The organism is Mycobacterium asiaticum DSM 44297, from assembly GCF_000613245.1.
GTDB lineage: Bacteria > Actinomycetota > Actinomycetes > Mycobacteriales > Mycobacteriaceae > Mycobacterium > Mycobacterium asiaticum.
The window spans coordinates 936,748-963,720 of sequence record NZ_HG964937.1 but is presented as its reverse complement, the minus strand read 5'-3'; the positions used below and the strand labels follow the sequence as shown (position 1 = coordinate 963,720).

Annotated in this window: 26 protein-coding genes and 1 pseudogene; 14 read left to right on the top strand and 13 right to left on the bottom strand. The window is 66.2% G+C overall.

Features of this window, described 5'->3' with window-relative positions; translation table 11 throughout:
- Position 1: 1 nt before the first annotated feature.
- Together BN972_RS14855 and BN972_RS14850 are read right to left on the bottom strand one after the other, a co-directional pair.
- Positions 2 to 934: a serine hydrolase gene (locus tag BN972_RS14855; RefSeq protein WP_142277136.1), complete on the bottom strand. Its 933-nt coding sequence runs from the start codon at positions 932 to 934 to the stop codon at positions 2 to 4.
- Positions 864 to 1,613 (bottom strand): Rv3717 family N-acetylmuramoyl-L-alanine amidase, encoded by a 750-nt coding sequence (locus BN972_RS14850; protein ID WP_036359200.1) that lies wholly within the window; start codon positions 1,611 to 1,613, stop codon positions 864 to 866. Before BN972_RS14850 ends, BN972_RS14855 begins: the two co-directional genes overlap by 71 nt.
- Before the next feature lie 152 nt (positions 1,614 to 1,765).
- Between BN972_RS14850 and BN972_RS14845 the strand changes: the two genes are divergently transcribed.
- Together BN972_RS14845 and BN972_RS29560 are read left to right on the top strand one after the other, a co-directional pair.
- A complete protein-coding gene (locus BN972_RS14845) occupies positions 1,766 to 2,188 on the top strand; it encodes a DUF6636 domain-containing protein (RefSeq protein ID WP_036359197.1) in 423 nt (140 codons plus the stop codon).
- A gap of 10 nt (positions 2,189 to 2,198) precedes the next feature.
- Positions 2,199 to 2,693 (top strand): PNPOx family protein, encoded by a 495-nt coding sequence (locus tag BN972_RS29560; protein WP_051545477.1) that lies wholly within the window; start codon positions 2,199 to 2,201, stop codon positions 2,691 to 2,693.
- Between the two features lie 8 nt (positions 2,694 to 2,701).
- On the opposite strand, the gene BN972_RS14835 is transcribed toward BN972_RS29560, so the two are convergent.
- Entirely contained in the window at positions 2,702 to 3,031 is a 330-nt protein-coding gene (locus BN972_RS14835; RefSeq protein WP_036359193.1) for a hypothetical protein, read from the bottom strand.
- Between the two features lie 784 nt (positions 3,032 to 3,815).
- Here BN972_RS14835 and BN972_RS14830 point away from each other — a divergent pair.
- Positions 3,816 to 5,765: a serine/threonine-protein kinase PknD gene (locus tag BN972_RS14830; RefSeq protein WP_036360919.1), complete on the top strand. Its 1,950-nt coding sequence runs from the start codon at positions 3,816 to 3,818 to the stop codon at positions 5,763 to 5,765.
- Positions 5,766 to 5,779: 14 nt separating this feature from the next.
- Here BN972_RS14830 and BN972_RS28295 read toward each other — a convergent pair whose 3' ends face one another.
- Positions 5,780 to 6,046: a hypothetical protein gene (locus BN972_RS28295; RefSeq protein WP_235192461.1), complete on the bottom strand. Its 267-nt coding sequence runs from the start codon at positions 6,044 to 6,046 to the stop codon at positions 5,780 to 5,782.
- Between the two features lie 63 nt (positions 6,047 to 6,109).
- On the bottom strand, positions 6,110 to 6,562 hold the full coding sequence (locus tag BN972_RS14820; RefSeq protein WP_036359188.1) for a VOC family protein: 453 nt from the start codon (positions 6,560 to 6,562) through the stop codon (positions 6,110 to 6,112).
- Between the two features lie 86 nt (positions 6,563 to 6,648).
- On the opposite strand from BN972_RS14820, the gene BN972_RS14815 reads away from it, so the two are divergent.
- A complete protein-coding gene (locus tag BN972_RS14815) occupies positions 6,649 to 7,896 on the top strand; it encodes a cytochrome P450 (RefSeq protein WP_051545475.1) in 1,248 nt (415 codons plus the stop codon).
- A 54-nt stretch (positions 7,897 to 7,950) separates the two neighbouring features.
- Positions 7,951 to 9,330: an FAD-binding oxidoreductase gene (locus tag BN972_RS14810; RefSeq protein WP_036359185.1), complete on the top strand. Its 1,380-nt coding sequence runs from the start codon at positions 7,951 to 7,953 to the stop codon at positions 9,328 to 9,330.
- Between the two features lie 17 nt (positions 9,331 to 9,347).
- Here BN972_RS14810 and BN972_RS14805 read toward each other — a convergent pair whose 3' ends face one another.
- On the bottom strand, positions 9,348 to 10,859 hold the full coding sequence (locus BN972_RS14805) for a serine/threonine-protein kinase (protein ID WP_036359182.1): 1,512 nt from the start codon (positions 10,857 to 10,859) through the stop codon (positions 9,348 to 9,350).
- A gap of 72 nt (positions 10,860 to 10,931) precedes the next feature.
- Between BN972_RS14805 and BN972_RS14800 the strand changes: the two genes are divergently transcribed.
- Together BN972_RS14800 and BN972_RS14795 are read left to right on the top strand one after the other, a co-directional pair.
- Positions 10,932 to 11,480 (top strand): TetR/AcrR family transcriptional regulator, encoded by a 549-nt coding sequence (locus tag BN972_RS14800; protein ID WP_036359179.1) that lies wholly within the window; start codon positions 10,932 to 10,934, stop codon positions 11,478 to 11,480.
- A 25-nt stretch (positions 11,481 to 11,505) separates the two neighbouring features.
- Positions 11,506 to 12,662 (top strand): annotated as a pseudogene (locus BN972_RS14795) (acyl-CoA dehydrogenase family protein).
- On the opposite strand, the gene BN972_RS14790 reads toward BN972_RS14795, so the two are convergent.
- Together BN972_RS14790 and BN972_RS14785 are read right to left on the bottom strand one after the other, a co-directional pair.
- Positions 12,659 to 13,363, bottom strand: a complete 705-nt coding sequence (locus tag BN972_RS14790) for a mycothiol-dependent nitroreductase Rv2466c family protein (RefSeq protein WP_036359176.1) — start codon at positions 13,361 to 13,363, stop codon at positions 12,659 to 12,661. The pseudogene BN972_RS14795 and the gene BN972_RS14790 overlap by 4 nt on opposite strands.
- 37 nt (positions 13,364 to 13,400) lie before the next feature.
- A complete protein-coding gene (locus tag BN972_RS14785; RefSeq protein ID WP_036359173.1) occupies positions 13,401 to 13,820 on the bottom strand; it encodes a protease inhibitor I42 family protein in 420 nt (139 codons plus the stop codon).
- A gap of 228 nt (positions 13,821 to 14,048) precedes the next feature.
- On the opposite strand from BN972_RS14785, the gene BN972_RS14780 reads away from it, so the two are divergent.
- Genes BN972_RS14780 through BN972_RS14765 form a run of 4 tightly spaced genes read left to right on the top strand, consistent with a single transcriptional unit; the run spans position 14,049 to position 18,992 of the window.
- On the top strand, positions 14,049 to 15,161 hold the full coding sequence (locus tag BN972_RS14780) for a DUF5685 family protein (protein WP_036359170.1): 1,113 nt from the start codon (positions 14,049 to 14,051) through the stop codon (positions 15,159 to 15,161).
- A 34-nt stretch (positions 15,162 to 15,195) separates the two neighbouring features.
- Complete coding sequence (locus tag BN972_RS14775) at positions 15,196 to 16,788, top strand: Na+/H+ antiporter (protein ID WP_036359168.1); 1,593 nt, start codon at positions 15,196 to 15,198, stop codon at positions 16,786 to 16,788.
- A 54-nt stretch (positions 16,789 to 16,842) separates the two neighbouring features.
- A complete protein-coding gene (locus BN972_RS14770) occupies positions 16,843 to 17,469 on the top strand; it encodes a TetR/AcrR family transcriptional regulator (RefSeq protein ID WP_036359165.1) in 627 nt (208 codons plus the stop codon).
- A complete protein-coding gene (locus BN972_RS14765) occupies positions 17,466 to 18,992 on the top strand; it encodes an FAD-dependent monooxygenase (RefSeq protein WP_036359162.1) in 1,527 nt (508 codons plus the stop codon). Before BN972_RS14770 ends, BN972_RS14765 begins: the two co-directional genes overlap by 4 nt.
- Here BN972_RS14765 and BN972_RS14760 read toward each other — a convergent pair.
- The gene (locus BN972_RS14760) at positions 18,989 to 20,239 is read right to left on the bottom strand and encodes a cytochrome P450 (protein WP_036359158.1); all 1,251 of its coding nucleotides are present in this window, start codon (positions 20,237 to 20,239) and stop codon (positions 18,989 to 18,991) included. The two genes, BN972_RS14765 and BN972_RS14760, sit on opposite strands and share 4 nt — an antisense overlap.
- Complete coding sequence (locus BN972_RS14755; protein ID WP_036359155.1) at positions 20,236 to 20,784, bottom strand: TetR/AcrR family transcriptional regulator C-terminal domain-containing protein; 549 nt, start codon at positions 20,782 to 20,784, stop codon at positions 20,236 to 20,238. Before BN972_RS14755 ends, BN972_RS14760 begins: the two co-directional genes overlap by 4 nt.
- Before the next feature lie 46 nt (positions 20,785 to 20,830).
- Between BN972_RS14755 and BN972_RS14750 the strand changes: the two genes are divergently transcribed.
- On the top strand, positions 20,831 to 21,688 hold the full coding sequence (locus tag BN972_RS14750) for an LLM class F420-dependent oxidoreductase (RefSeq protein ID WP_036359152.1): 858 nt from the start codon (positions 20,831 to 20,833) through the stop codon (positions 21,686 to 21,688).
- A gap of 1 nt (position 21,689) precedes the next feature.
- Here the strand turns inward: BN972_RS14750 and BN972_RS14745 are convergent, their stop codons facing one another.
- The gene (locus BN972_RS14745; RefSeq protein ID WP_235192460.1) at positions 21,690 to 22,148 is read right to left on the bottom strand and encodes a hypothetical protein; all 459 of its coding nucleotides are present in this window, start codon (positions 22,146 to 22,148) and stop codon (positions 21,690 to 21,692) included.
- Positions 22,149 to 22,158: 10 nt separating this feature from the next.
- The gene (locus BN972_RS14740; protein WP_036359148.1) at positions 22,159 to 23,223 is read right to left on the bottom strand and encodes an NAD(P)H-dependent amine dehydrogenase family protein; all 1,065 of its coding nucleotides are present in this window, start codon (positions 23,221 to 23,223) and stop codon (positions 22,159 to 22,161) included.
- A 62-nt stretch (positions 23,224 to 23,285) separates the two neighbouring features.
- Between BN972_RS14740 and BN972_RS14735 the strand changes: the two genes are divergently transcribed.
- Positions 23,286 to 24,143 carry a sulfurtransferase gene (locus tag BN972_RS14735; RefSeq protein WP_036359145.1) on the top strand — a complete coding sequence of 286 codons (858 nt, stop codon included), beginning with the start codon at positions 23,286 to 23,288 and terminating at the stop codon, positions 24,141 to 24,143.
- A gap of 244 nt (positions 24,144 to 24,387) precedes the next feature.
- Here the strand turns inward: BN972_RS14735 and BN972_RS14730 are convergent, their stop codons facing one another.
- Complete coding sequence (locus BN972_RS14730; RefSeq protein WP_235192459.1) at positions 24,388 to 25,368, bottom strand: phosphorylase family protein; 981 nt, start codon at positions 25,366 to 25,368, stop codon at positions 24,388 to 24,390.
- Between the two features lie 254 nt (positions 25,369 to 25,622).
- Between BN972_RS14730 and BN972_RS14725 the strand changes: the two genes are divergently transcribed.
- A complete protein-coding gene (locus BN972_RS14725; RefSeq protein WP_036359142.1) occupies positions 25,623 to 26,948 on the top strand; it encodes a M23 family metallopeptidase in 1,326 nt (441 codons plus the stop codon).
- Positions 26,949 to 26,973 lie beyond the last annotated feature (25 nt).

Below are 26,973 nucleotides of genomic sequence, written 5' to 3'. Positions count from 1 at the left end.
TCTAAGGGTTTCCCGGGCAGCCGCCGGCGGCTAGCCGGCCGCTGTTAGCGTTCAGCCACTCTGCGACCGCGTCGAGGGCGGCCCTGCCGTCATCAAAGGATCCCGAGACCGGCTCGGCCGCAACGGCGACGGCCACCCGGCCGCCGGGAGCGGTCAGCAAGCCGAGTTGGCGGACGAGGTAATTACCGGACCGTGAGGGACCCCAACCGCCCTTGAACTGGCTGCCCGCGATGTTGCCGATTCCCCAGCGCTGTTGCGGTTCGACTTCGCCCATCAGCGAGAAGATCGGGTCGTTCGCCGGGTTGCAGACCGCGTTGGCAGTGAATCGCACCTGATTGGCCAGTGACCACTGAGTCTGACCGAAAGCGGTGAATTCCGGTCGCAGCCTTCGGGATTCGACCATGGTGGGATCGCCGGTCTGCTGCAGTACGTGTTGCACCTGCTCGGCCGCGGTCGCCGGTTCACCCAACTGCCGCCACAGAGCTTCGGCCGCCGCGTTATCGGATTCAATGATGGCGGCCTTCATTTGGTCAGTGATCACATGTTGCGCGCGGTAGGCGGCGATCACCAGGGGCACCTTGATCGTCGACCAGGCCGGTCCCTGCTCCCAGTCCCCCCACACGGTGACCGGCTGCCCGGAGCCGACGGCGGTGATGGCCAGCCCGATCCGGGCGTTCAGACGGGCGGCCAACTGAGTGAAGTCCGCGGCCAGGTCGGTGGTCGGGTTGACCGGTGGCGTAGCTCTGCCTGGCGCGGGGTTCGCGGACGGTGTCGGTGCTTGCCGCTGGGTGTAGACAGCACTGAATGTGACGATCGTGGCCGCCAGAACGAAGGTTGCCAGGACCGCGGCCAGCTTTCGGGTGCTAGCCCGGCTTGGCTTGGAGATAGTTGACGATCCCCTGCGTAACCGCGGCGGCATAGCGTGCCCGACCATCCGGGCTCTCGATGAGAGCGGCGTCTTCTGCGTTCTTCATATTGCCGAGCTCCACCAGCACCGCCGGGTATTCGGCGAAGTTCAGCCCGGCCAGGTCGGCGCGGCCGTAGAGCCCGCCGGAGCCGACATAGTTGGACGGCTGAAACCCGGCGGCGATGAGCGCACTGCGCATCGCCTCGGCGAGCTGCAGGGACGGACCGGACTGCGACGCATTGAGCGGCGGGCTGGAGTAGTTCACATGGAACCCCCGCCCGGAGGCTGGCCCGCCGTCGGCGTGGATGCTGACGATCGCGTCGGGGTGCGCGTTGTTGGCGTGCGCGGCGCGGTCGTCGATGCACGGTCCGGCCGAGCTGTCGTCACTCCGGGACAGCTGGGTGTTGACGCCCATCCCATTCAGGTTGGCGGCGACCATGTTGGTGACTTCCCAGGTGAACGCGTGCTCGGGATAACCGTCGTTGGCCGCGGTGCCTGAGGTGTTGCACGGCTTGGTGCCGCCACGTCCATTGGGGACCTGTCGGTTGATCGACGCGTCCGCAACCCCGTTGTGGCCCGGGTCGAGAAACACGCTCATCCCGGCGATGTTGGCGGCACCGGCGCGCGGACCCGAGACCAGGCCGGCCAGCACCACCGGTGCCGCGGCGGCGCATTTCAGCACGTCGCGCCTGGAAAATCGGCTCACCGCGCGATGGTAACAACCGGCCGGGCCGCACTGCCCCTCACTCCTCCGCGAACCGAACCCCACTGCGAAATCGGCCGCTCATTTTCGCAGTGCGGTTCGGTTCGCGGAAGTTACCGCTCGCCACCGACCACTTGGCGTGCTAAGACCAAGCGATGCGAATCATGCAGCTGGCGCTGATCACCACCGCCGCCGCAGCAACCATTGCGCTGCCGGCAATCGCGCATGCGGACTCCAAGTATTTCCAATCGCCGTCCGGCAACATCTTCTGCATCATCGCCGCGGACGGCGCCGCCTGCGACATCCGCGAATACACCTACACCCCACCACCGCCTCCCGAGTGCGCTCAGCACATTGCCTGGGGCAGCCGGTTCACGCTGAGCCCCGGCAAACCCGGTGCCATCGAGTGCCACGGCGACACTTTGCAGCTGCCAGGTGAGCCGGCACTCGCCTACGGGCAAACGATCTCCGCCGGCTCCATCACCTGTGCGAGCAGCGAGCAGGCCGGCATGAAGTGCACCGACAGTGCCAGCGGGCACTACTTCCGGGTCTCGCGGGACTCCTTCGACCTCGGCTAGGCCAAACCCATTGCCCGACAAGCGGTTCAGCCGCATCGCCGCCGCCGGGTCGGCGCTGGCGATCCTGCCGCTTTCGATGGTGGTGTTGCTGCGGGTGTTTCGGCGGCGTCGGGAATCGCTGCTCTCCCACAGGGCTTTCCGGCGGTTGCTCAAGACCTACAACGTGCTGACACGCCGGTTTTCCGGAACGCGAGTATCGACCGTCGGCCTGCTCACCCACGTCGGACGGCGCAGTGGCCGCAACTACCAGACGTCAGTGGGTGTGACCGGCTACGGAGACGGGTTCCTGCTGCCGTTGACTTATGGGCCCGGCACCGACTGGTACCGCAACATCAACGTCGCCGGATCGGGGACTTTGACCTGGAAAGGTCGCAACCTCGCGTTGGAGAAGCCGGAGATCGTCTCCGGCCCACAGCCGCTGCGTGCCTGGCCGATACGATCCCGAATAATGCTGCAACTGGCGGGCATTGATGATTTCGTCTGGCTGCATCGGCGCTCGCAGTAAAGGCGTGGTCAGCCAATGCGCCCAATTGCCAACTGCGCGAAGCGTTTCAGCGTGTTGCAGGACGCATAGCCCTGGGTGACCCGAAACAGCCGATCACGGTTGAGCAGCACCACCAGCGTTGTCGACGGTGGGGTGGTCGTCGATTCGTAGACGCAGGCGGCCCGAACGCCGATCCCGTCGACGCCGGTGCCGCCAGACGACGTCGCAAGCCCAAATTGGCTCGCAGCATCGACGGGAAACGCCCCGGGCACTTGTAGATCGATTTCCACGCCGTCCCCCACGTCGACGGGTTTGTCGTAGATGCAGGCGATATCGACCGATCCGGTCTGGTCGCCCAACGGTTCCGCGGTGACCGACCCGCCCAGGACTCGGCTGCTTCCGCCGCGGTCACCCAGTCACACGGCCGAAGTCCCGATGGCGCCGACGCATCGGCCTCGACCAGCTCGACCGTCACGATGCCGTGGCGGTCGACCGGAGTCCCAACGGCGGGCGAGACAGCGCTGATGCGATAAGCCTTCTCTTGGCCGTGGCTGGGCCGCGTCGGTTGGCTGAGCGGGTCGTGCCCGTCCGGGGCCACCGCCCGGATATGGTCCCAGCAGCCCAGCGAACCGTCCTTGACCTGGTAGAGGAGACGCCCGACCACGTCAGGAACGGGCCGCGGCCACTTCTGGGCATCGCACAGCTGCGCCACGGTGGTTGGCTCGACCGGCCGCGTCACCGCGGGTGGCGAGACGACTCGGTGCGTCGAACAACCCACCACCAAAATCGCAGCGCCCGCGACCGCCATTACGGTACGTGGCTTCATGCTTCACCTGCTCCCGCCTTGTGTCGACAGTCCACGGGGCCCGCCCGGCTACCGATCCCAATCTCGGACCTTGGCAGTACGCATTTCGGAATTCTCTGGGCCGCAGTGGCATTGGGAGACGGCCGGGTTCGCCGGAAGTAGGGTTGACGTAGGAACGGCCTGTCAACAGGCGATTTAATGGCGCTAAAGGTACCTCGCTGACTAAATTCATTAATGAACGGTCAGAAATCAGGCGCGGAAGGTGGCCCGTAACGTAAGAATTTGGTGTGACTTGCATGGGCCGCGTCAGGATCTGATCCTTTAGATAGGAGGGCTTGTTGGAGGGAACGCCGTTCGGGCGGTACCGGCTGATCGAGTTGATGGGCCGTGGCGGCATGGGCGAGGTCTGGCGCGCCTATGACACGGACACCGACCGGGTTGTTGCGCTCAAAATCCTGCCGACCGAGATCTCCAACGACAACGTCTTCCAGCAACGCTTCCGTCGGGAAGCCCACGCCACCGCGCGGTTGAACAGCCCACACCTCATCCCCATTCACACCTATGGCGAGATCAATGGGCGACTGTTCGTCGACATGCGCCTGATCGAAGGCCATGACCTGGAGACGGTGCTCAGTCACGGGCCGCTGCCACCGGATCGCGCGGTGCACATCATCGGGCAGACCGCCAAGGCGTTGCATGCCGCGCACAAGGACGGGCTGCTGCACCGGGATGTGAAGCCCTCCAACATCATGATCGACGCCGACGACTTCGCCTATCTCATCGACTTCGGAATCGCGCGCGCCGCAGGCGATTTGGCCCTAACGAAGGTCGGTGACGTGATCGGCACCTACCATTACATGGCGCCGGAGCGATTCAGCGGCGACAACGCCGACGCCCGCTCCGATGTCTACTCGCTGGCCTGCGTGCTTTACGAGTGCTTGACCGCCCAGTCACCGTTCCCCGGCAACACCTTGGAACAACAGATCGGCGGCCACCTGCGGACTCCCCCGCCGCGGCCGTCGAGCACGATTCCCGAGTTGCCGGCGGGCTTGGACTCCGTCATCGCCAAGGGCATGGCCAAACATCCCAACGATCGCTACAGCACCGCGGTGGAGTTCGCCCAAGCAGCCCAGAGCGCTATGACCATGCCCATCCCCACCAGGGTGCCGCCGCCGGTCCGAACCCAGCCGGCGAACAATCCGTACCACGTGCACTTCGACACCCGCTCCGATGGCCGTGGCCTGCCCCAGCGGCCACCCCCGCAAACGCCGCCCCCGCAGCCACCCCCGCCGCCGAGCCCACCACCACCGTCACCGCGGCAACTCGACCCCACCCCGACCATGGCCCGCCCGGTGCCACCGGTCTACTCGCCGCCACGGCCGGAGCCTGCCGCCCGACCGCCCGCGACGCCGCCGAAACCGGCGCGACCCTGGTGGCGGCGGAAGGCCGTGGCCATCACAGCCGCGCTGTTGGCCGTGGTGGTGGCCATCGTGACCGTGGTTTTCGTCAATCAGCCCAGTCCTAAAGGCGACGAGTTCGAGCAGGTGACGCTGCCTTTCACCGGACTGCGTGACCCTCAGGGCCTATCGGTGGACAGCGGCGGCACGGTGTACGTCGCCGACACCCCGAAGAACCGGATCCTGGCGCTGTTCGCGGGCGCCAACGAGCCAGTCGTTTTGCCCTTCGAGGGCCTGAACTATCCGACCGGAGTCACCGCGGACAACACCGGCACGGTCTACGTCAACGACGCGGGCAACAAGCGGGTGCTGGTGCTGCGCTCAGGCTCGCAGAAGCAGGAAGTACTGCAATTCCACGACCTCGGCAATCCGACCGGGCTGTCGGTGGACGGCAGCCGCACCGTGTACGTGACCGACACGGCCAACAATCGCGTGGTGGCACTGGCTGCCGGGTCGAATGCGCAAACCGAGGTGCCATTCACCGGGCTGAGCGCGCCGACCGGCCTGGTGGTCAACAGCGGCGGAACGGTGTATGTGTCCGACGGCGGCAACAACCGGGTGCTGATGTTGCCCACCGACACCAAGAAGCAAGTAGCACTGCCGTTTACCGGCCTGAAGCAGCCGGGCGGCGTCACGCTGGACAGCCAGGGTGCCGTCTACGTCACCGACACCGGCAACAGCCGGACGCTCAAACTGCCGGCCGGCTCCTCCACACAGGAGGAGTTGCATTTCACCGGACTGCAGAACCCGTGGGGTTTGGCGGTCGACAACGTGGGGACCGTCTACGTCGGTGGGCGTAACAACCAGATCGTGGCGCTCCGGAAAAAGTGAAGAAGTGCGGCGGACTAGGTCCGCCGCACCCGGGTGATCACGATGTCATCCGCCGAACACAACCGGCACGTCAGCGGGCGGATCTTCAACCGCATCCTTGATATCCGTAATGCCTTGTTGCAGAACGGGTATCGGCACCCACACGAGAGCGTTATCCACCAGTCCGCCGAATGGTCTGCCTCCCCGCAGAACTTTCGGCAGATGCACGGAATCTCGCAGTCGAAATCCAGTGCCGACAGCACCTCGAACCCTGGCAGAAGTAAGCACTCCCCGACCGTCACGAGGGAAAGGGTAAAGCTGTAGTTGAGACTTTTCGGTGAGGCGCGCTTGTCCGCGCGTCGAAATCAGGGACGCGGCGGGAGCGCGGCCAGCCACCCGTCCGCCAGTAGCTCCAACAATTGCCCGTCGGGATCGCGCACCATCGCCGACGTCACCGACTCGGTCCCGCCGACCACCTCGCCGCCGAACTCCGCCACCCGGTTCAGCACACCGCCCAGGTCGGCGACCGAGAAGGACAGATGGGTCAGACCGACATGATCCATCGCCCGGGCCGGCCCGGCATGCACCGAGCGGCCCGAGTAGTCGAGCAGCTCCAGCACCAGCCCGTCCCGCACCAGGTAGGTGGCGTGCAACCCGACCGGCGGGTCCAACTGAAGCAGCCGGTCCGTTCCGTCGTCGGGGGCATCGAGTTCCCACCAGTACTCGAAGCCCAGCAGCCCCTCGTAAAACCGCCGTGACCGCGCGCGGTCGCTGACGCACAACCCGACATGGTTGAAAACCGATCGCTGCGTTCCCATTACAGCCTCCGCTACCAGCCGGGCCCCTAACAGTGCAAAGATAGCCGAATAGCGGTAGCGCCTCGAAAAGCAGAGAAGGCGGCTGGATGGCTCGAGTCCCCACCCACGCGGACATACCGGACGATGCCATCGTCGGCTTCGACCACCACAGCGACGATTTCAACCTCAACGAGCTCGAGATCAGCGCCGAGCTCCGACGCAGCTGCCCCGTCGCGTGGAACACCAACTACGGCGGCTTCTGGTTTCTCACCAGCTATGCGGCGGTCAGCCAGGTCGCCCGGGACGGCGAGACGTTCGCGCATAAGTACGACCCGGGCTCACCGGACGGCATCGACTATCAGGGTGAGATGGGTGTCCCCCGCCCGGCAGGGCAACCAGCCCTGGGCATCGGCGAGGTCGACGGCCCTTACCATCAGGCGCTGCGGCACGGTTTGGCGCCGTTCTTCTCGCCCGGAGCCGTCCAGCGGTTGCGGCCGTTCATGGACGAACTCGCCCACGGATTCCTCGATCGGCATGTTGCCGATGGCCGAATGGACCTGGTGCTGAACTACGCCAGTCCGGTCCCCGCCATCCTCACCATGAAGCTGATAGGGCTGCCCTACGACGATTGGCAGCGCTATGCAAACCTCTTCCACTCCGTCATGGCCGTTCCCCAGGACAGCCCGGAGTACGCCGACGCGATCGCCGAGGTCCCAGGATTGATGCAAGGCGTCCTCGAGTTCGCCGCTGCCCGACGGGTCGATCCGCACGACGACGTCACCAGTTTCCTCCTGCAGTTCGAATTCGACGGCCACCGCCTCACCGACGAGCAACTGCTCGGCATCCTGTGGAATCTCATCGGCGGCGGCGTCGACACCACGACGTCACAGACCGCACTTACCCTGCTGCACTTGGGCACCCACCCGGACCTGCGCCGGCGACTCATCGATCAGCCCGAGCTCTACCGCACCGCGACGGACGAGTTCCTGCGCTTCTTCTCGGTCAACCAGCAACTGAGCCGCACGGTGACCCGCGACGTTGAGGTAGCCGGCCGACGGCTCCGGCGCAACGACCGCGTAATCATCAGCTGGCTCGCCGCCAACCACGACGAGACCGAGTTCGACAGACCCGACGAGATCGTCCTGGACCGCTCGCCTAATCGCCATCTCGCCTTCGGTCTCGGACCCCATCGGTGCATCGGATCGCATTTGGCCAGAACGATGTCCGAGGTCATGGTCAAGGCGGTCCTCGACCGGATCCCGGACTACCGAGTAGATCTCGATGGCGTTCGCCAATACTTGGGCAACCCGAGCATGACCGGCCTGGGCAAGCTGCCGGTCACCTTCACACCGTAGGGGCGTGTGCGAACGTAAAGTGAACCGCGCACAAGTGGCGAGAAGGGCAGGCCGATGAGTGACATGACGGCGCGGTTCGCAAAAATCGTGGGCGAGAACAACCTGCTGACCGGCGATTCGATCCCGGAGGATTACTCCCACGACGAAGAGCTGACACAACCACCGCAGGCGCCGGCGTATGTGGCCAAGCCGGCCAGCGCCGAGGAAGTCGCCCAACTGCTCAAGACCGCCGCAGAACACACCATCCCGGTGACGGCGCGCGGCTCGGGCTGCGGCCTGTCCGGGGCGGCGCGGCCCGAGGCCGGCGGGTTGCTGATCTCCTTCGAGCGGATGAACGCGGTGCTGGAAGTCGACACCACCAACCAGGTCGCCGTGGTCCAGCCGGGAGTGACGCTGACCGAACTCGACGCGGCGACCGACGAATTCGGACTTCGCTACATGGTGTATCCCGGCGAGCTGTCCTCCAGTGTCGGCGGCAACGTCGGAACAAACGCAGGCGGCATGCGCGCGGTCAAGTATGGGGTCGCGCGACACAACGTGCTTGGCCTGCAGGCGGTGCTGCCGACCGGTGAGATCATCCGAACCGGTGGCAAAATCGCAAAGGTGTCAACGGGTTACGACCTGACCCAGCTGATCATCGGCTCCGAAGGCACCCTGGCGTTGGCCACCGAGGTCATCGTCAAGCTCCATCCGCGGGCGGCCCACAGCGCCACCGTGCTTGCCCCGTTCGCCGACTTCGACCAGGTCATGACCGCGGTACCCGCCATCCTTGCCAGCGGACTCGCCCCCTACATACTCGAATACCTCGACAACATGACCATGGCCGGCCTGGTGCACACCCAGAACCTCGAACTAGGCATTCCGGATCGCATCCGGGACAGTTGTGCAGCCTATCTCGTTGTGGCCCTTGAGGGCAGGACGTCGGACCGGCTCGACGAAGACGTCGAGCGCACCGGTGAGCTGCTCGCCGAGTTGGGTGCCGCGGATGCTTATGTGCTCGAAGGTAGTGCGGCCCGCCGGCTGGTCGAGGCACGCGAGAAGGCATTCTGGACGGCCAAGGCGGTCGGTGCGGACGACATCATCGACACTGTGGTGCCGAGGTCAGCGATGCCCAAGTTCCTCAATGCCGCACGGGATCTGGCGGCGGCGGCCGGCGGCGCGGCAGCCGGCTGCGGACACGCCGGTGACGGCAACGTGCACCTGGCAATCCTGCTCAAGGATACCGCCAAGCGCAAGCAGTTGATGACCGAGATCTTCGCCCTGGCAATGGAATTGGGTGGAGCAATCTCCGGGGAACACGGGCTCGGCCGGGCCAAGACGCCGTACTATCTCAAACTCGAGGACCCGGCCAAGGTCGCGCTGATGCGCCGGATCAAGCAGAGCTTCGACCCGGTCGGCATCCTCAACCCGGGCGTGGTCTTCGGCGCGGGTTGAGCACGCGCGCTATTGGCTCACTTGGCCACGGCGTACTGCAGCACGGGTTCGGCCGAGTCGACGTGACCGCCGCTGCGGATGGTGAGTCGTTGCGGACGAACCTCGTAGCGGACACCGTTGGCGGGGTTGGTCACGTCGAAGCCGCCGGACGACCGCACCGCGTTGGCGAGTTCGATGTTGGCGCCGTCCCGGATGCGCTCACCGCGGTAGTAGAAGCTGTCCGGGCCGGCCTGGCAGATCACGGCCAGCGACTGCGCGGTTCGCAGCACCGCGGCCGGCGGGTTTCCGGCGTCGCACCGCGCCGGATGGCCGATGAAGCCCAACCCGTCGGCGCCGTCGACCGGCTGTGACAGGGCGGGGGTCGGCGACGCCGTCGGCGGCTGGGGTGCCGGTGCCGCGACGTCGCGCGTGGGCCGATTGCCAACGGCCAATACAACCGCCAGTACCGCCGCCACCACCAACATGGCGGCCGCGACGCCACCGACCAGCACCGGCATGCGACCCAAATCCCGCGCGCGACGCGGGACGGGTTGGGACCGCGATGGCGGGTATGGACTGTATCCGGTGTCGTTCGGATTCTCGTAGCTGACCGGGAACGGCCTGGTCCGCACCGGTTGCCCCGGTGTCGGACCCGGCGTCGGCCCCGGTCTCGCTGTGGGCACTGGGGGCGGGGCCGGTGCCGGCGCCAGCCCGGAACCTGCGGCCTCGCGCACCGCCATCGCCAGTTCCCCCGCCGAGCTGAATCGAGCCGCGGGTTGCTTGGCCAGGCCGGTGGCGACGATCCCGTCGAAAGCCCGATCGATCCCTCGGCGCATGATGCTGGGGCGGGGCGGCACCGAGAGCATGTGCGCGCTGATCAACTGCTGGATTTCGGCATGTTCGAAAGGCGGCTGGCCGGTGAGGCACTCGTAGAGCACGCACGTCAGCGAGTACACGTCGGTCTGCGGCCCCACCCAGCCGTCGCTGAATCGCTCCGGTGCCATGTAGGCGCACGACCCCATCAGCCAACCGCCCGCCGTCACCCGCGGATCAGCACTGCTACGAGCGATGCCGAAGTCGGCCAGGTAGGCGAAATGATCGGCTGTCAGCAGCACGTTCTCCGGCTTCACATCACGGTGCACCAGCCCGTCGGCGTGCGCGGCATCCAGCGCGGAGGCGACCTGAGCGATGATCGCCGCCGTCTGTGCGGGATCCAGCGCACCGCGCGCCTGCAGCAGGTCCCGTAGCGTTTCGCCCTCGACCAGGCGCATGTCGATGAACAACACCCCGTCGATCCGGCCGAAGTCGTGCACCGGGATGACATGCGGCTCCTGCAACCGGGCGGCCAGTTCACACTCGCGCCGAAAGCGCTCCTGAAACCCGGGGTCCGCGGCCAGGTCGGCGCGCAGCAACTTGAGTGCAACCATCCGGCCCTTGGATGTGTCGTAGGCCCGGTACACCTCGCCCATCCCACCGCTGCCGATCAGCGACCGCAGTTCATAGGGACCGAACCGGGTGCCCGGACGCCGGACCCGGAGCCGCGAAGTCATGCATGATCCTTTCTCGATGGTCACCCCAGGGTTTCCCGTCTACGTAGCCATGTAACCCGTAAGCTGCGCTCCATGGCGACCAACAGCCGCCTGTCGGTGAACGATTGGCTGCAAGCCGGCTACGCGATCGTGGCCGAGGAGGGACTCAACGCGCTCAAGCTCGATCGGTTGTGCGGTCGACTCAATGTGACGAAAGGCAGCTTCTACTGGCATTTCGCCGACATGGCAGCCTACCGCCGTGCGCTGATCGAGTCCTGGGCGCAGCTAAAGGACGAAGACCGCAGCGAGATCGAGCAGATGCGCGATGTCGAGCCCAGGGAGCGGCTGTCGCGCATGATGGCCTCGCTGGTACGGCCTCGACAGTGGTCACTGGAGCGCGCCATGCGGGAGTGGGCCCGCTCCGACGAAACAGTTGCCGCCGCCGTTCGGGCGGCCGACCGCCGGCTCCTCAAAGCAGTCCGACAAGCGTTCTCGGACTTCGGTTTCGAATCCGAGGACGCCGAGTTGCGCGCTCAGGCCACCTTTGCAGCTGGCGTCGGGCTGCTGCATCTGTCTGGCCCCGCACCCAAGAAGGAAGCGCTGCAACGCGAAAGGTTCCTGGACTTCCTGCTGCGACCCTGACCATACTAAACGGTATGGTGCCTAAATGACCGTAGCCACAGCCGTTGTGCCCGATGCCCTCGTCGAGCGGCTGCGGCAACGCGCCCGACGAGCCGAGGAGCTACGGCGGCTACCGGCCGAAACCATGGCCGAACTGGATGAGTCCGGGCTTTTCAATCTGCTGAAGCCGGCCCGCTACGGCGGCCGGCAGGCCGAATTTCGGTCCCTCCTGGCACCCGTCCGGCGTCTGGCGCACGGCTGTGCCTCGACGGCTTGGACCGCCGGCTTCTTCGCCCTGCACAACTGGATGCTGGCGCTGTTCGACCGGGAAGCCCAAGAGGAGGGCTTCGCAAGCAAGCCATTCCTGGCATCGTCGCCGCTGGCCCCACCGGGCGCGGCACCCCCGTCGACGGTGGCGTCCGACTCACCGGGCGCTGGTCCTGGGCCACTGGCGTGATGGAGGGCAACTGGACCGTCGTCGGCGCACTCTGCGGCCCCGACGACGGGATCTACCCCGCGCTCGCGCTGCTGCCCGCCACCGACTTCACGGTGGTCGACGTCTGGCAGACCGACGGCATGCGCGCCACCGGCTCCAACGACGTCGTCGTGAGCGACGTGTTCGTGCCGGCGCACCGGCTGGTCAAAGTCACCGACATCTACGCCGGCACCACACCGGGGGCGGACCTGCACGACGCCGATCTGTACCGCTGGCCGATGGTGCCCGCACTGTCGCTTCTGGCCGCCATGCCGGCATTGGGAACGGCCGAGCGCGTGCTCGAACTGTTCACCGAACGCCTCTGCGAGCGTGTCATCGCCTACGAGGGCAGCCGTCAGAAAGACAAACCGATAGCTCAGGCACGCCTGGGCGAAGCACGCGTCCGCTTGGGTGCCTTGCCGGGATTACTGGACGACAACATCGAGCGCATCGAGGCGATCCTCGCGGCCGGAGATCGGGTGCCGCGCGCCGTGCGCGCCGACGCCCGCCTTGCCGCGGCGCACATCGTCAAGGAATCTCGCAGCGTGATCGGCAACCTGCTCGAGGCCTCCGGGGCCAGCGCACACTTCCTGGACAACCCCCTGCAGCGGGCTAAGCGAGACATCGACGTGCTGAGCGGACACGTCATCTTCGACTACGACACCAGCCGAGAACTGGCCGGCGCGTTGGCAATTGGGGCGAAGGTCTCACCGTTCGCGATGGTCTAGCGGCCGGCGAGCCGATCGACGTCGACGACCTCGCCGCGATTGATGCTGACCCAGTCCCGGCCGTCGAGATAGGGCCGCAGGCTGCGGCCGATCAGTTCGGCGTCCGCCGCCGACTTCGGCCGCTGCAGTTCATATACATGCGGAAACTCGGCCATGCCGGTCACGACTTGCCACAGTTTGACCGCGTCCGCGCCTGTCGGGGGATTCACCAGCACCGGACCGAACAAGCACTGCCCGTTGACGAATAGCGTCGGGACCCCGAAGCCGCCCGCGTCGACCACCCGCTGATGCTCGGCACGCACCTCGTCGTGGGTGGTCGGATCGTCAAGTGCCGCATCAAAAGTCGCCGGGGCGGCACCGATTTCCCCGAGCAACCGGCGGGCGACTTCGGGATCGTGCGGTTTGCCCCCGCGGTCGTGCAGTTCGCGTCCGATCACGGCATACCACTGGTCGAGCAACGCCATATCCGTTCGGCGCAGCAGCGCGCCGATCCGCATCAACGACCACCCATAGGACCAGTCGCGCTCCCACGGATGCTTCTTACCTTCGACCCTGTTGACCTCTTCCAGGCTGAAGAACCGCCAGTTGACGGTGAGGTCCACCTGCTCGCGGACCGCGCGCATCCATACCGAGGTTTGATAGGCGAACGGGCACATCGGATCGAAGTGGAACTCCACCACAGTCTCGACTGGCACTGCCATCCCTTCCTCCTAAGTCGCAAAGCTGTTGCGCTGGAATCTATTGCACCGTCACATTGGCGGTGAAGACGCACGTCGGGGCGGCGTCACCCACGATGCTGCCGTAGCTGGCGACGATGGTCGTCTTGCCGGGGCGCAGTGAGCTGAACATCCAGACCTCGGTACCTGGGGCACCAACCCGGTCGGTGTCCGCGTGGATGTACTCGTGGCCGGTCTGCTTCAGAACGGCGGTGTCAGCGATCTTCGGATCGGGTGTCCAGCGGTACGGCGTGCTGTGATTGGCCCCCAACGAGACCTTCAGCGTCTCCCCGACCGCCAACGTGACGTCGCGGCTGATGGCGCTCTGGTTCAACACGTCGTCGATCGGGACATCGACGCTCTTGGTCGCCGTCTCGTTCCCGCCCGTGCACCCCGCCAGCAGCAGCAACGCTGCCATTGACGTCAGCAACCTGACCTTCATCCCAGCACCATAGCCCCCTGGCCGCCGTCCGCCGAGACCTTCGGCAGCGCAATGCAAATGGACTGCGTGCGGCCGGCTCTGCGAGCGCATCCAGGGGCCGGAGCTCAGCATGCTACGCACGTCCAAAGCTCTATCGGCACATCAGCTTTCACCACCGGCCAACACACCGCGCCACACCCGAAGTCCGATTTCGGCGCACTGCAGCAAACCGTCCGGTAGCTTCAATGCGTGTTTGGCATCATTCGGCCGTGCCGGCATCGGCTCGGCGGCGAACTCACCGCGGCCTGGCGAGCTCAGTTGTGCGGCCTGTGCCTGGCGCTGCGGGACGACTACGGGCAGGCCGCCCGGATCGCGACCAATTATGACGGCTTGATCGTCTCGCTTCTGGTCGAAGCGCAATCAGACCGCCAACCGACCCGCCGCACCGCCGGTCCGTGCCCACTGCGCGGCATGAAGCGCGCGGACGTGGCAACCGGCGAATGCGTCCGCCTGGCCGCCGTCGTGTCACTGGCACTCGCCGCCGCCAAGGTTCGTGACCACGTGGACGACCAAGACGGTCTGGCGGGGGTGGCCGCGGTACGGCCCGCGGCCCGCCGCATCGCCGAACGCTGGGTGCGCCGAGGCACCGACACCGGCTACGCGTTGGGTTTCGACGCCGGCGTGCTGATCGCGGCGATGGACCGCCAGACCGCATTGGAAGCCACGGCGGGGCCCGGCAGCTCGCTGCTCGAGGTGACCGAACCGACCGAGACGGCGGTGGCCGCGGCGTTCGCCCACACCGCGGTGCTGGCCGGTCGCCCGGCCAATGCGGCGCCGCTCGCCGAGATCGGCCAGCTGTTCGGGCGGGTCGCCCACCTGCTGGACGCGGTCGAGGACTATCACCACGACCTGGCGCACGGAAAGTGGAATCCGTTAGCCGCCACCGAAACGCCCGTCGCCCAGGTTCGCGCGCTGTGCGATGACGCGGTGCTGGGTATCGAGCTGGCCCTCAACGACGTGGACTTCACCGACGGACGGCTGCCCCGGCGGCTGTTGACCAAGGAGCTGCATCGCGCGGTATCCCGTACCTTCGGCGGCTCCGCTTCACGGGCCAACTACCCCGGTTCCGGAACTCCGCACGGCCAGCAGGACGGCATCAATTTCGGCGACCAGGCGTTCGGCAACTTCCCTGGCGCGCCTGGTGAAATTCCGCCCGAGGTGCAGCCCAAGAAGAAGGAAGGCTGCTGGAACACCTGTACCGACGCCTGCTGCTGCGACTGCGAGTGTGAGTGCTGCTGCGACACCTGCTGCGAAGGCGACGGCTGCTGTTGCGACTGCGGTGACTGCTGCGACTGCTCGTAGCGACACCACCTGACCGATAGGCAAAGATGGGCAAGTGTTTGCGCTCATCGTCATTGTTGCGCTGGTTACCACGGTGGTCCTGGGGACCATCCTGGGCCAGAAGTACCGCGTCGGTCCCCCCGTCCTGCTGATCTTCCTCGGTGCGCTGCTCGGCCTGATCCCGCGTTTCGGCAACATCCACATCCAGGGCGAACTGGTGTTGTTGCTGTTCCTGCCCGCAATCCTGTACTGGGAGAGCCTTAACACCAGCTTCCGCGAGATCAAAGCCAACATCCGGGTGATCGTGATGACCAGCGTCGGCCTGGTGATCGCCACTGCGGTCGCGGTGTCGTGGACGGCGCGCGCGATGGGCATGGAGTCCCACGCGGCCGCGGTCTTGGGTGCCGTGCTCTCCCCGACCGACGCCGCCGCCGTCGCCGGCCTCGCCAAGAAGCTGCCGCGACGCGCGCTGACCGTGCTGCGCGGAGAGAGCCTCATCAACGACGGCACCGCGCTGGTGCTGTTCGGCGTGACCGTCTCCGTCGCCGTCGGCGGCAGCGCGGTCGGACCGCTCGCCCTGACCGGCCGGTTCATCTATTCCTACTTGGGCGGGATCGCGGCCGGGCTTATCGTCGGCGGGCTGGTCACCCTGTTGCGGCGGCGCATCGACGCGCCACTCGAGGAAGGCGCTCTGAGCCTGTTGACCCCATTCGCGGCGTTCCTGCTCGCCGAGGAGTTCCACGCCAGCGGTGTGGTGGCGGTGCTTATCTCGGCGCTCGTGATCACCTATGTCAGCCCACGGGTGATTCGCGCCAGGTCCCGGTTGCAGTCCTTCGCGTTCTGGGACATCACGACGTTTCTGCTCAACGGCTCGCTGTGGGTGTTCGTCGGCGTCAACATCCCGGCCGACATCCGCGGCATCATCGGCGTGCACGGCGGCATCAAGCACGCGGTCTATTTGGCCCTGGCTGTCACGGGCGTGGTGATCTTCACCCGGTTTGCGTGGGTCGAATTCACCACCGTGCTGGGTCGCGCCATCGACAAGAGTCTGCGGCACCCGCCCACTCACGTGGATTTCCGTCAGCGCTGCGTCACCAGCTGGGCCGGTTTTCGTGGAGCGGTGTCGCTGGCGGCGGCGCTGGCCATACCGCTGGAAACACACACCGGCGCCCCGTTCCCCGACCGCAGCCTGATCATCTTCGTGGTCTCGGTCGTAATCCTGGTGACCGTCCTGGTACAGGGCAGCACGCTGCCGGCCGTCGTGCGGTGGGCCCGCTTGCCAGAGGACGTCGCGCGCGCCGAGGAAGTACAGCTGGCCCGCACGCGCGGTGCCGAAGCGGCCTTGGCGGCCCTGCCCGAAGTCGCGGCGGAACTCGGTGCGGGGCCCAAGATCCTGGCCCGGCTGCAAAAGGAGTACGAGGAGCACGCGATGCTGGTCGAAGCCGGTGCCGACGATTCCCCGAACAACCATCTGACCGAAAAGGTCGACCTGATCCGGGAGATTCGGTTGCGAGTCCTAGACCGCAAACGCGCAGCCATCACCGAACTGCGCGACCAACGCCACATCGACGACATCGTGCTGCGCGAGTTGCAAGAGAACTTGGATCTGGAAGAGGTGCGGTTGCAGGGTGCGGCCGACGCTGGATAGCTGCCTGCCGGGTAATTTTGCCCAGTAGGCAACTTTCGCGCTACGGTGGTTCACGTGACCAGTCCGGGTCTGCGCGAACGCAAGAAAGCCGACACCCGACGCGCCCTCAGTGACGCGGCGTTGCGGTTGGCGTTCGACCACGGTCTGGAGAACATCACCCGAGAGGACATCGCCAACCTCGCCGGGGTGTCCCTGCGCACCTTTACCAACTACTTCACCGGCAAATACGAGGCGCTGGCCTACCGGCAAACCGAACGGATGCGGCGCAGCGTGGCCGAACTGCGGCGCCGGCCCGCCGACGAACCGTTGTGGACCGCGATCACGATCGCCGTACTGAAGCCGTTGGAAGAGGATTTCGCCGACTTCGACGGTGAGGCGAACTGGGTGCCCAGCCGCCAGGAACTTGCCGAGGTGCGAAAGTTGTTGCTGAGCCCGCAAATTCGTGATGTGGTGGCCAAGGACCTGTTCGACGGGTGGCTCGAGGCCATCGCCCAACGCACCGGCACCGATCCCGGGCGCGACATGTATCCCCGGCTGGTGGTCGCTGTCGTGCGTGCCGTCGGCGACGCCGCGGCCGATGCCTATGCGGCGGCCGACCCTCCGGTTGCGATCACCACGCTGATCCGCGACGGACTGGCCGCCGTCGCCGCCGGTCTACCCGAGCCCGGCCGACGCTCATGACCGACGGGAACGCCCCAGTCGTCATCTCTGGCGCCGGACCCAACGGGCTCATGCTGGCCTGCGAGCTCGCGCTCACCGGGATTCGGCCTATCGTGCTCGATCTACTGCCCGGACCCAGCCTGGAACCCAAAGCTAACGGCCTTGTCGGACAGGTGGTTCGGATGCTGGACCAGCGAGGGCTGTACCACAGCTTCAGTGGTGAGCAGAGTCCGCCGCAGCCGACACTCGGCTGGATGTTCGCGGCGATGCCGCTGAGCTTTCTCGGTCTGGCCGACAACCCGATGTACGCGCTGCGCATTTCTCAACCGCGGCTGGTGCGCTTACTCGAGAAGCGGGCGCACGACCTGGGTGTCGATCTGCGCTGGGGGCATGAACTCACCGGCTTGCACGCGGGACCGGAATACGTTGCGATAGAAGTCTCCTCACCCGAGCGCGACTACCGAATCGTCGCCGATTACCTGGTCGGCGCCGACGGCGGGCGCAGTCCCGTTCGCAAGGCCATGGGCATCGACTTCCCCGGCAGCACCTCACCCACCGTGGCCCGACTCGCCCACGTGCATATCCCCGAACGGCTGCGGGACGGGCACGGCGGTCTGGAAATCCCCGGCTTCGGCCGGCTGGGTTTCGGCCATACCCGGCTGGATCGCGGCGGATTGATCTACGCCGAGTTCGAACCGGGTAGACCGCTGTTCGGCACGTTCGAGGTGGGGCCGCCGGTTGAGGACACCCCGATGACGGTGGCCGAACTACGGGAAAGCGCACGACGAGTGCTGGGTGTCGATTTGCCGGTCGAGGAACCCAAAGGTGATGGGCCGCATGCCCTTCGGCGGCTCAACGGGTGGAACACCCGTCAGGCCGAGCGCTACCGGGACGGCCGCGTCCTGCTGCTGGGCGATGCCGCCCATGTGCACAGCGCGATCGGCGGGCCCGGCCTGAATCTCGGTCTGCAGGACGCGGTGAACCTGGGCTGGAAGCTGGCGGCGGAAATTCACGGGTGGGCGCCGCCGGGGCTGCTCGACACCTATCAGTCCGAGCGCTATCCGGTTGGGCAGCGGGTGATGATGCACTCGCTGGCGCAAACCGCGCTGATGGCGCCGGGTCCGGAGGTGGGCGCGCTGCGTGCTCTGTTGGGCGAACTGTTCGCCATGCCAACGGTGTTGCGCCACATGGCCGATCTGCTGGCGGGATCGGACGTTCGCTACGACGTGGGTGATCACCATCCGTTGGCCGGGCGGCTGGTTCCTGACCTGATGCTGGACGGTGGCCGGCGCGTCGCCGAACTCTTACACGAAGGGCGCCCGGTGTTGCTCGACCTGTGCGAGGGTGACGCCGCAGTTGCGGCCGCGCGCTGGTCCCATCGGGTGGAGATTGTGCGGGCCGGCATGGCCGAACCCGCCGCTGCGGTGATGCTGATCCGGCCCGACGGTTATGTCGCCTGGGCGACCGATGAATTTGCACCCGCCGCGGAACAGGAATTGCGCGGGGCGCTGCGGCGCTGGTTTGGGCTCCCCGACGACAACTAACCCGTGCTGCACGGAAGTCGTTTGATTCCATGGAAGAACGACGACCGCAGCCGGTCCGGCGGTCCGGTGACGGTGAGTTCCGGCACGTTCGGATACAGCTCCTCTAGCAGCACACGTAACTCGAGCCGGGCCAGCTGGGCACCGAGACAGAAGTGCACGCCGCCACCACCGAACGCGGCATGCCCGGCGTCGGTGCGGGTGACGTCGAACACCTCGGCGTTCTCGAACACCTCCTCGTCGCGGTTGGCCGAAAGGTAGTGCATCAGCACCCAATCCCCGGTGGGTATTCGCTGTCCGCGAATTTCGACGTCGCGGGTGACGGTGCGCCGGAAGTGCATCACCGGAGTCGCCCAGCGCAGCAATTCCTCCACCGCCGGCTTGACGGCGTCGCGGTCGGCGGACAGCAGAGCCCGTTGTTCGGGGTGTTCCGAGAGCGCCAAGATGCCGTGGCTCAGTGTGTTTCGGGTCGTCTCGTTGCCGGCTATCGCGAGCAGCAGGAAGAATTCGTTCAGCTGGTCGCGGTTGAGTTTTTCGCCGTCGACTTCGGCAGCCAGCAGTGCGGACAGGATGTCGTCGGTCAGGCCGCGCTTGCGTCGGTGCTCAACGAGTTCGTTGCAGTAGGAGAACATCTCGGCTGCCGCCTGCCCGAGCGCTTCGGGAGTGGGCGCGTAGTCGGGATCCTCGATGCCCAGGGTTCCAATCGCGTTGCTCCAGCGGAACACCTCCAACCGGTCTTCGGCGGGAACGCCGAGTACGTCGGCGATGACCTGCAGCGACATCTCGGCGGAAATGTCGGGCACGGCGTCGAACTCACCCTTGTCCTTGATGTCGGCGACTATCCTGCGGGCCACCTGCCGCATGTGGGGCTCCAGGCGCAGCACGTTGCGTGCGGTGAAGCCCTGGTTGATCAGCTTGCGGTAGTGGACGTGCCGCGGCGGGTCGATGCCCGGCAGCATCGCCGAGGAAGGGCCGGCCTCAACCTCGACGAGCGTGTTGCCCCTGCTGCTGGTGAAGGTCTCCGTGTCGCGGCTCACCAGTCGAACGTCCGCGTGTTTGGTCAACAGCCACGCCCGCGGTAATTCGGACATCTGCACCGGGTGTACTGGGGCGTCTGCGCGCAGCCTGGCCAGCGCGTCGAACGGGGCACCAATCACGAACGTGTCGGGGTCCAGCACCGCCGCGGCGTCTCGATCGGCCGGGCTGTCCTGGTTCTTTACCACCAGCGAACCCAGTCTCGGAACGGTCATGACTCCCCCTCTGACGCCCTGATACCGGCGATGACCACGTCCAGGCCGGCGCGGAACCGCCTGCTGGAATCGCGCTGACCGCGCGCCTCCGCCAAGCTCACCGAGCCCAGCAGGTAGGTGTACAGCACCGTGTGAGCGGCGGCGGCAACGGTTTTGGTGAGCCCTGCCTCGGCGAGCAATGCCCGGCTGAGCCGATCGAGCCGACGGGCGCGTTCTCCGCCGGCGCCGGTCTGCAGAATCCCGGCCACACCGGGCACACTGAGGATGACTTCGCGTGCCGCGCAATATAGTTCGGCAAGGCGGGCGTCCCAGGGACCGGCAGCCGGGACCGGAATGTCGGCCAGCACCGATTCGGCGAGCAGATCCAGAGCCGCCCGCTTTCCGGGAACGTGGTAGTACACCGAGGGCGCCGCGGCGCCCAGTTCGGCGGCCAGCTCCCGCATCGTCACCCGCGCCACGCCGTTGCGCCGCGCCAGCTCGCGCAGCGCGGACACCACTTGGGCGCGGTCCAGCTCGCCGTACGCCCGGCGGACCGAGCTCGTCATTCGAGCCGCGTTCGAATCAATTCGAGCACTGTTAGAATCTAGCGCGATGAGCACGTCGGCGGCAAAGCTGTCCATCTCGACACCCGTGGTGACGATGTTCCCCGGCGTCAGTGCCGACTGGGAGATCGATGCCACGATCGAGGACGTGGCCAAGATCGCCGAAGCCGCCGACCGCCTCGGTTACCACCACCTGACCTGCAGCGAGCACATCGCGCTGCCCGCAGGCGAACAGGGCCGCCGCGGAACCCGCTATTGGGATCCCCTGGCGACTTTCGGGTATCTGGCCGCGCGGACACAACGAATCCGGTTGGCCACCAACGTCTTGGTGCTGGGCTATCACCATCCGCTGGAGATCGCCAAGCGCTACGGCACGCTGGACAAGGTCAGCAACGGCAGGTTGATTCTGGGGGTCGGTGTCGGGTCGCTCCGGGAAGAATTCGAGCTGATCGGTGCGCCGTTCGAGGACCGAGGACCGCGAGGCGACGACGCCCTTCGTGCGCTGCGCGTCGCGCTGTCGGCACCTGAACCGGCCTACCGCGGCGAGTACTACTCGTTCGGCGGCATGGTGGTCGACCCGTGTGCGGTGCAGGAGCACGTTCCCATCTGGGTCGGCGGCCGCACGCTGCGCTCACTACGCCGAGCGGTCACACTGGCCGACGGCTGGACACCCTTCAGCGTCTCGTTGGAGCAGGCACGAAAATGGTTGAGACGTTTCGAACTTCCGCCCGATTTCGAGGTGGTGCTGGGCGCCCCGGGCCGCTTGGACCCGCTCGACGAACCCGACCGCGCACGTCATCTCATCGGGGAAGCGATCGAATACGGCGCCACCAGAGTCGGCGTCACCCTGGCCCACACTTCGTTGCAGCACTACCTGGATAATCTGCAGGCCCTGGCCGACTTGTGACTCAAAGAGCGCCGGCGGCCCAGGTACCCGCCGGGTAGGGCGGGACCTGCCCGGCCAGGACGCCGTCGGTGAAGGCGCACAGCGCGTCGGAAACCGTTCCGGCGTCGGCCAGTACCGTCGCCGGACCGTTAGCCGGCACCTGCGCGACTACGGCCTGCCAGAAATAACCCGCGCCGCCGTGTTCGTACCAGAGAAACCAGTCATCCCCGCGGCTGCCCGCCCGAATCAGGCGCCGGAAGGGCAGATTCGGGTCGTCGACCGAATCCGTCTTGTTGAACGGCGCGCCGATGTCGGCGATGGGCGGTAACAGCGTCCTTAGCTTCGGCGGCAATTGCGACAGGCTCTGCACTTCCTGCACCGGCGTCGTCAGGGTGCACATCGTGTCGGGTAACGCCACGGCCGGGATTGCCGTCAGGAGACTGAGGGCCAGCGCGCCAGCAAGCAGGCAGCGAATCGGCACTGCCTTCTCCTCATCCGACCGCGCTCGCGCCGACGACGAGGTCGAGCGAACTCAGCAGACCCGGCCTCGCGCGGTGCACCGCCGGGATCGCGTTGACCACCCGGGCCGCGGTGGCCGCCGATCCGGGCAGGTCGCCGCCGTTGAGCGAGAAATCAAGCTGCACAGGCGGATCCCCTTCGACGGTGATGCGGGTGAACCGACGGCTGGGGCTGCCGCTCGGGATTGCAGGCTGCCAGTCCTCCACCGGCTCCTCGGGCATGCACCAGATCGACGAATAATGGATGCGCGGTTGACCTCCGACGATCACGTCGAAGCTCATCCGCACGCTGGCGATGGTGCCCGGCGGAATCTCACCGGCTGCGAAGCGGTAATGGCGGTCGGCCACCGCCACGTCGCGGTGCTCGTGGATCGCCTCGACCGCCATCCCCAGGCCCTGGGCCAGCAACCGCAGCGGCGGCTCGAGGTGCGGAACCATCGCCCCCGGTGGGTACAACTGCGCATCCTGCTCGGGCGTGCGGCCGAATCCCAGCATCGCAAAGAATCCGGGCACACTGTAGGACCCGACCGGAATACGTTCGTGGACAACAACGCTTGTGGGATGGCCGCACATGCTGGCGGCATGCACGGCAAGCATGTCACTGGTGAAACCGGGAGCAATCCCCGTCGCCAGCAGCGAACTGTTACCTTGACGGCCGGCCGCGTCGAGCCGCTCTCGGGTGGCGTCGTCAAGCGATGCGGGGTGGAACAACGGCGGAAACGACGGGATGATGATGTTCTTGCCGCTGGCCAGCATGCCGCACAGATCGTCGACGACGGCGCTGCCCGCGCGGCCGGCGACCGCGCCGAAGTAGCTCACACAGTCGGCGTCCAGGGCCAGGAAATCCGCCATGCTGTCGGTCGCCAGCACCCCGGCCGGCGGTTCTCCCACCAGCTCACCGGAGTCGCGCCCCACCTTCTCGGGACTGTGCACCAACTGACCGACCAGTTGCAGGTGCGGTGCGCGCAGGATGTGTCTGAGCGCGATCGACCCGGTGTATCCGGTGCCGACATGCGCGACCCGATACGTGTTGCCCATCCCGGCTCCCTTTCGCCGCGCTACCCGTCAGCAGCCTACGCCGTGCCGGATACGGTGGACCGATGAATTCTCGCGACGCTGTGCTCATCACGCCCGCCGAACTGGCCGACCGCATTCAGTCGGGTGAACCGGTGGCGATACTGGATGTGCGCTGGCGGATCGATGTTCCCGACGGCCGCCCCGCCTACTTGGACGGTCACATACCCGGGGCGGTGTATGTGTCCCTGGAGGACGAGCTGAGCGATCACAGCATCTCCGGGCGTGGACGCCATCCCCTTCCATCCGGGGACAAGTTGCAAGAGGCGTTGCGGCGCTGGGGAGTTCGCCAAGATGTGCCGGTAGTGGTCTATGACGACTGGAATAGGGCCGGCTCCGGGCGGGCCTGGTGGGTCCTGACCGCGGCGGGTCTACCCGACGTGCGCATCCTGGACGGCGGGTGGGCCGCGTGGCGAGCCTCCGGTGGCGCTGCGGAGACCGGCGCGGTAGACCCGCAGCCCGGTAATGTGACTGTGCCGCAGAAGGATTTGTATGCCGGAAGCCGGCCAACCTTGACGGCCGAGCAAGCCGGCGCGGGCGATGTGCCGCTCTTCGATGCGCGCGCACCGGAGCGCTATACCGGTGACTCCGAAACCGTCGACCCGGTCGGTGGGCACATTCCCGGCGCAAGGAACCTGCCGTTTGCGACGTTGCTGACCTCCGACGGGACATTCCTGGACGATGCGGGGCTGGCGCGTCTGTTGTCCGAGCACGACATCGATCCGGCCGTCCCCGTCGGGGCTTACTGCGGATCGGGCGTCACCGCCACCGTGGTGATCGCCGCGTTGGCCACCGCCGGCCACGACGCGGCGCTGTTCCCGGGGTCGTGGTCGGAGTGGAGTTCGGATCCCGGACACCCCGTAGCCCGCGGGAATGAAGCGTAGCGTCGTCAAGATTCGTCACAGTGAGCCGTGGTCTGCGCGGCGTTCCGGCCAGCTGGCGGCCGATGTATGTGTTGCCGTCGCCTGGGCAGGTGAGCTTTGCCCGGCTTTCAGCGACAAACTATCGACAGTTGCTGCTGCTGAAAGGCTTTCAGCGACATTGTCCCTGCAAGCCGGGCAAAGATGCATATCCTCCCCCGGGCTACCCTAGGCTCCCCCGGACTACCCTAGGCTCTCCCCGGGCCAATCAGGCACCAGCCCAGTTCCCCAAAAACGCCGCAACCACCCGCGCGGCGTTCTCCGCGGCGATCTGCTTGTAGAAGAAGAATTGAAACGGAAAACCCGGTAGCCCCAGCGGATCTCCGGGTCCGTCCGACATGCCGCGGATACCGAGGAACGGCACGCCGTGTGCTACCGCAACCGCCAGAGCGGCACCGGTCTCCTGGTCCACCGCGTCGAAGGCCGGGTTCTCCGCCGTCTGAATGTTCAGGTTGCTGAGCAAACCCTTGGCCACCCACGGACCGATCGCCTGAAAAAAGTTGCCGGTGTACAGCAGCGACCGCCCAGGCGCGCTGCACGGTTGGCACCCGAACACGTCCCCGCTGTTGGGCACACACGGAAAAGCCTGCCCGTTGTTGGAATCGTGACTGTACCCGTCACCGCCAACGAACAACTGCGGTTGGCGTTTGAGATCGATCAGCTTGACCGTCGGCACATGACGGCACAGGCACATCGGGTTTCCCAGATTGTTGACGCCACTGAGGTTGACGGCCAGTGTTTGCGCCGCGGCAAGCATGCCGGGATCAACCGCCGCGAAGGTCGCGCCGTTGTCGACGGTCCACCGGGCGGGCACCGCGACATCGCCGATGCTGGTACGGCCGGCTCCGCCGGCCACCCCCGAAAAGATCACTCCCCCAATGGCAATGTTGGACGACGCACAGGTGAAGCGGACCAGCGCGGCCTCGGTGACGCGTGTTGCGTTCACCATCCCGATGCCGGTCATCGCGACGATCACCTTCTTGCCGGCAATCGAACCGCGGTAATAATACTGGTTGTCGTACACGCTAACGGGGTTCGCGTCGAGCATGGTGTGCGCCAGCACCGCATCCGCTTCGGCGGGAAACGCGGTCAGCACCAAGGTCCGCTGTTCGCATGCGGCCGCCGTCACGCTCGCGACGCCTCCAGGGTCCGCCGCGGCGAAGCCACCCCCCAGGCACGAAGCGGCCACCACGACCAGTGCAGCACGGAACCGTTTGAGCACGATCCCCCTATCCCCGCACCGGTATCGCCATTCATGGTTGTCAGAATTCGCTTTTCTTCCGTGGCTGCGGTCGGTCGTACTTTGCCTGCGCACGATTTTCGCGCGGCACGGTGGTGGCTTGGAGATTCGTTATCGTTATTTTTGCGTAGCGATTTCATGTCGTGACCCATCAGCGACTCGGGATACTATGCTCAGCCGGGCTGACAAGGGAGGCACTGTATATGGCGAAGCGGCGGCGGCGACACCGAGCAATTCACCGGAAAAGTCTGGCGCTCTTTGGAATACTGCTCGCCACCGCCGCCTGCACATCGTCGCCGAAGCAACCCGGTGGCACCGCAAGTCCCCCGCCTCCCACGGACCCGCTCGCCGGCATCACGGTCCCGGACGCGTTCACCCCGCTGACCGTAAACCCGATCAGCCGGCCGACCTTTCCCTTCCCTGGCACCGACGACAAGTACCACCTGGCCTTCGACGTGCAGGTCACCAACTCGACCGCCGCGCCCGCCACCCTGACCGGTGTGGACGTCGTCGACGCCCGGGATCACAACAAGGTGCTGGCCTCCTTTACCGGGCCGGCGCTGGTCGATCCCGCTTGCAATTACGGCAACTGCAACCGGCTGCGTCTGGTGCCGGCCGCTCCCGCACCGGATGTGACCATCCCGCCGCAATCAGCGCGCTCACTGCTCATCGATTTCCGCTTGGACAACCTATCTGACTTCCCCAAAGCCGTGATGCTGCGACTGCACGGCACGGGCGTCACGAATCCGGGCGCATCCAGCCAGCCGAGCCCCATCGACACCTTGGGCGCGCCGTTCAACATTTCGGCCGGGATGCCACGGCTCATCGCTTCCCCGCTGCGTGGCAACAATTGGGTCGCTTTCAACGGCTGCTGCGAGCCGGGCTGGGCGCACCGCGACGCCATCCTGCCGGTGAACATGAAACTCAACAACAGTCAGCGCTTCGCCATCGACTGGATGCGCATGAACGACCAGGGCAACTTCTACGAAGGTGACCGGACCAGGAACGAGAGCTTCGTCAGCTACGGAACACCGGTGTACGCCGTCGCTGACAGCACCGTCGTTTCCACCCTGGACAACGTCGAGGCCAACGTGCCGGGCATATTGCCCGCCTCCGAACCAGCTCTGGCCGCCAAGCTGACCGTGGAAAACGTTGACGGAAACCACATCATCATCGACATTGGCGACGGTGTGTACGCCATGTACGCCCACTTCATCCAGGGCTCACTGCTGGTCAAACCGGGCGACAAAGTAAAAAAGGGGCAGCAGATCGCCAAATTGGGTAACACCGGCAACTCCAACGCCCCGCACCTGCACTTTCAGCTGATGACCGGACCTTCGCTGCTAGAAGCCGATGGCCTGCCGTACGTGATGGAAGGTTTCAGCTATCAAGGACAGGTCAATGCGGAACGGGTGTGGAATGCCGACAACTACCTGAGTGGCTCATTCTTCGGCCCGGAGGTACTCGCCACACCTGAACTCAAGGGAAACCAGTTGCCCCTGCTGCTGGCCCTCGTGACGTTCCCGTGACCTTCCCGCTCACCTAGCCCAGAAA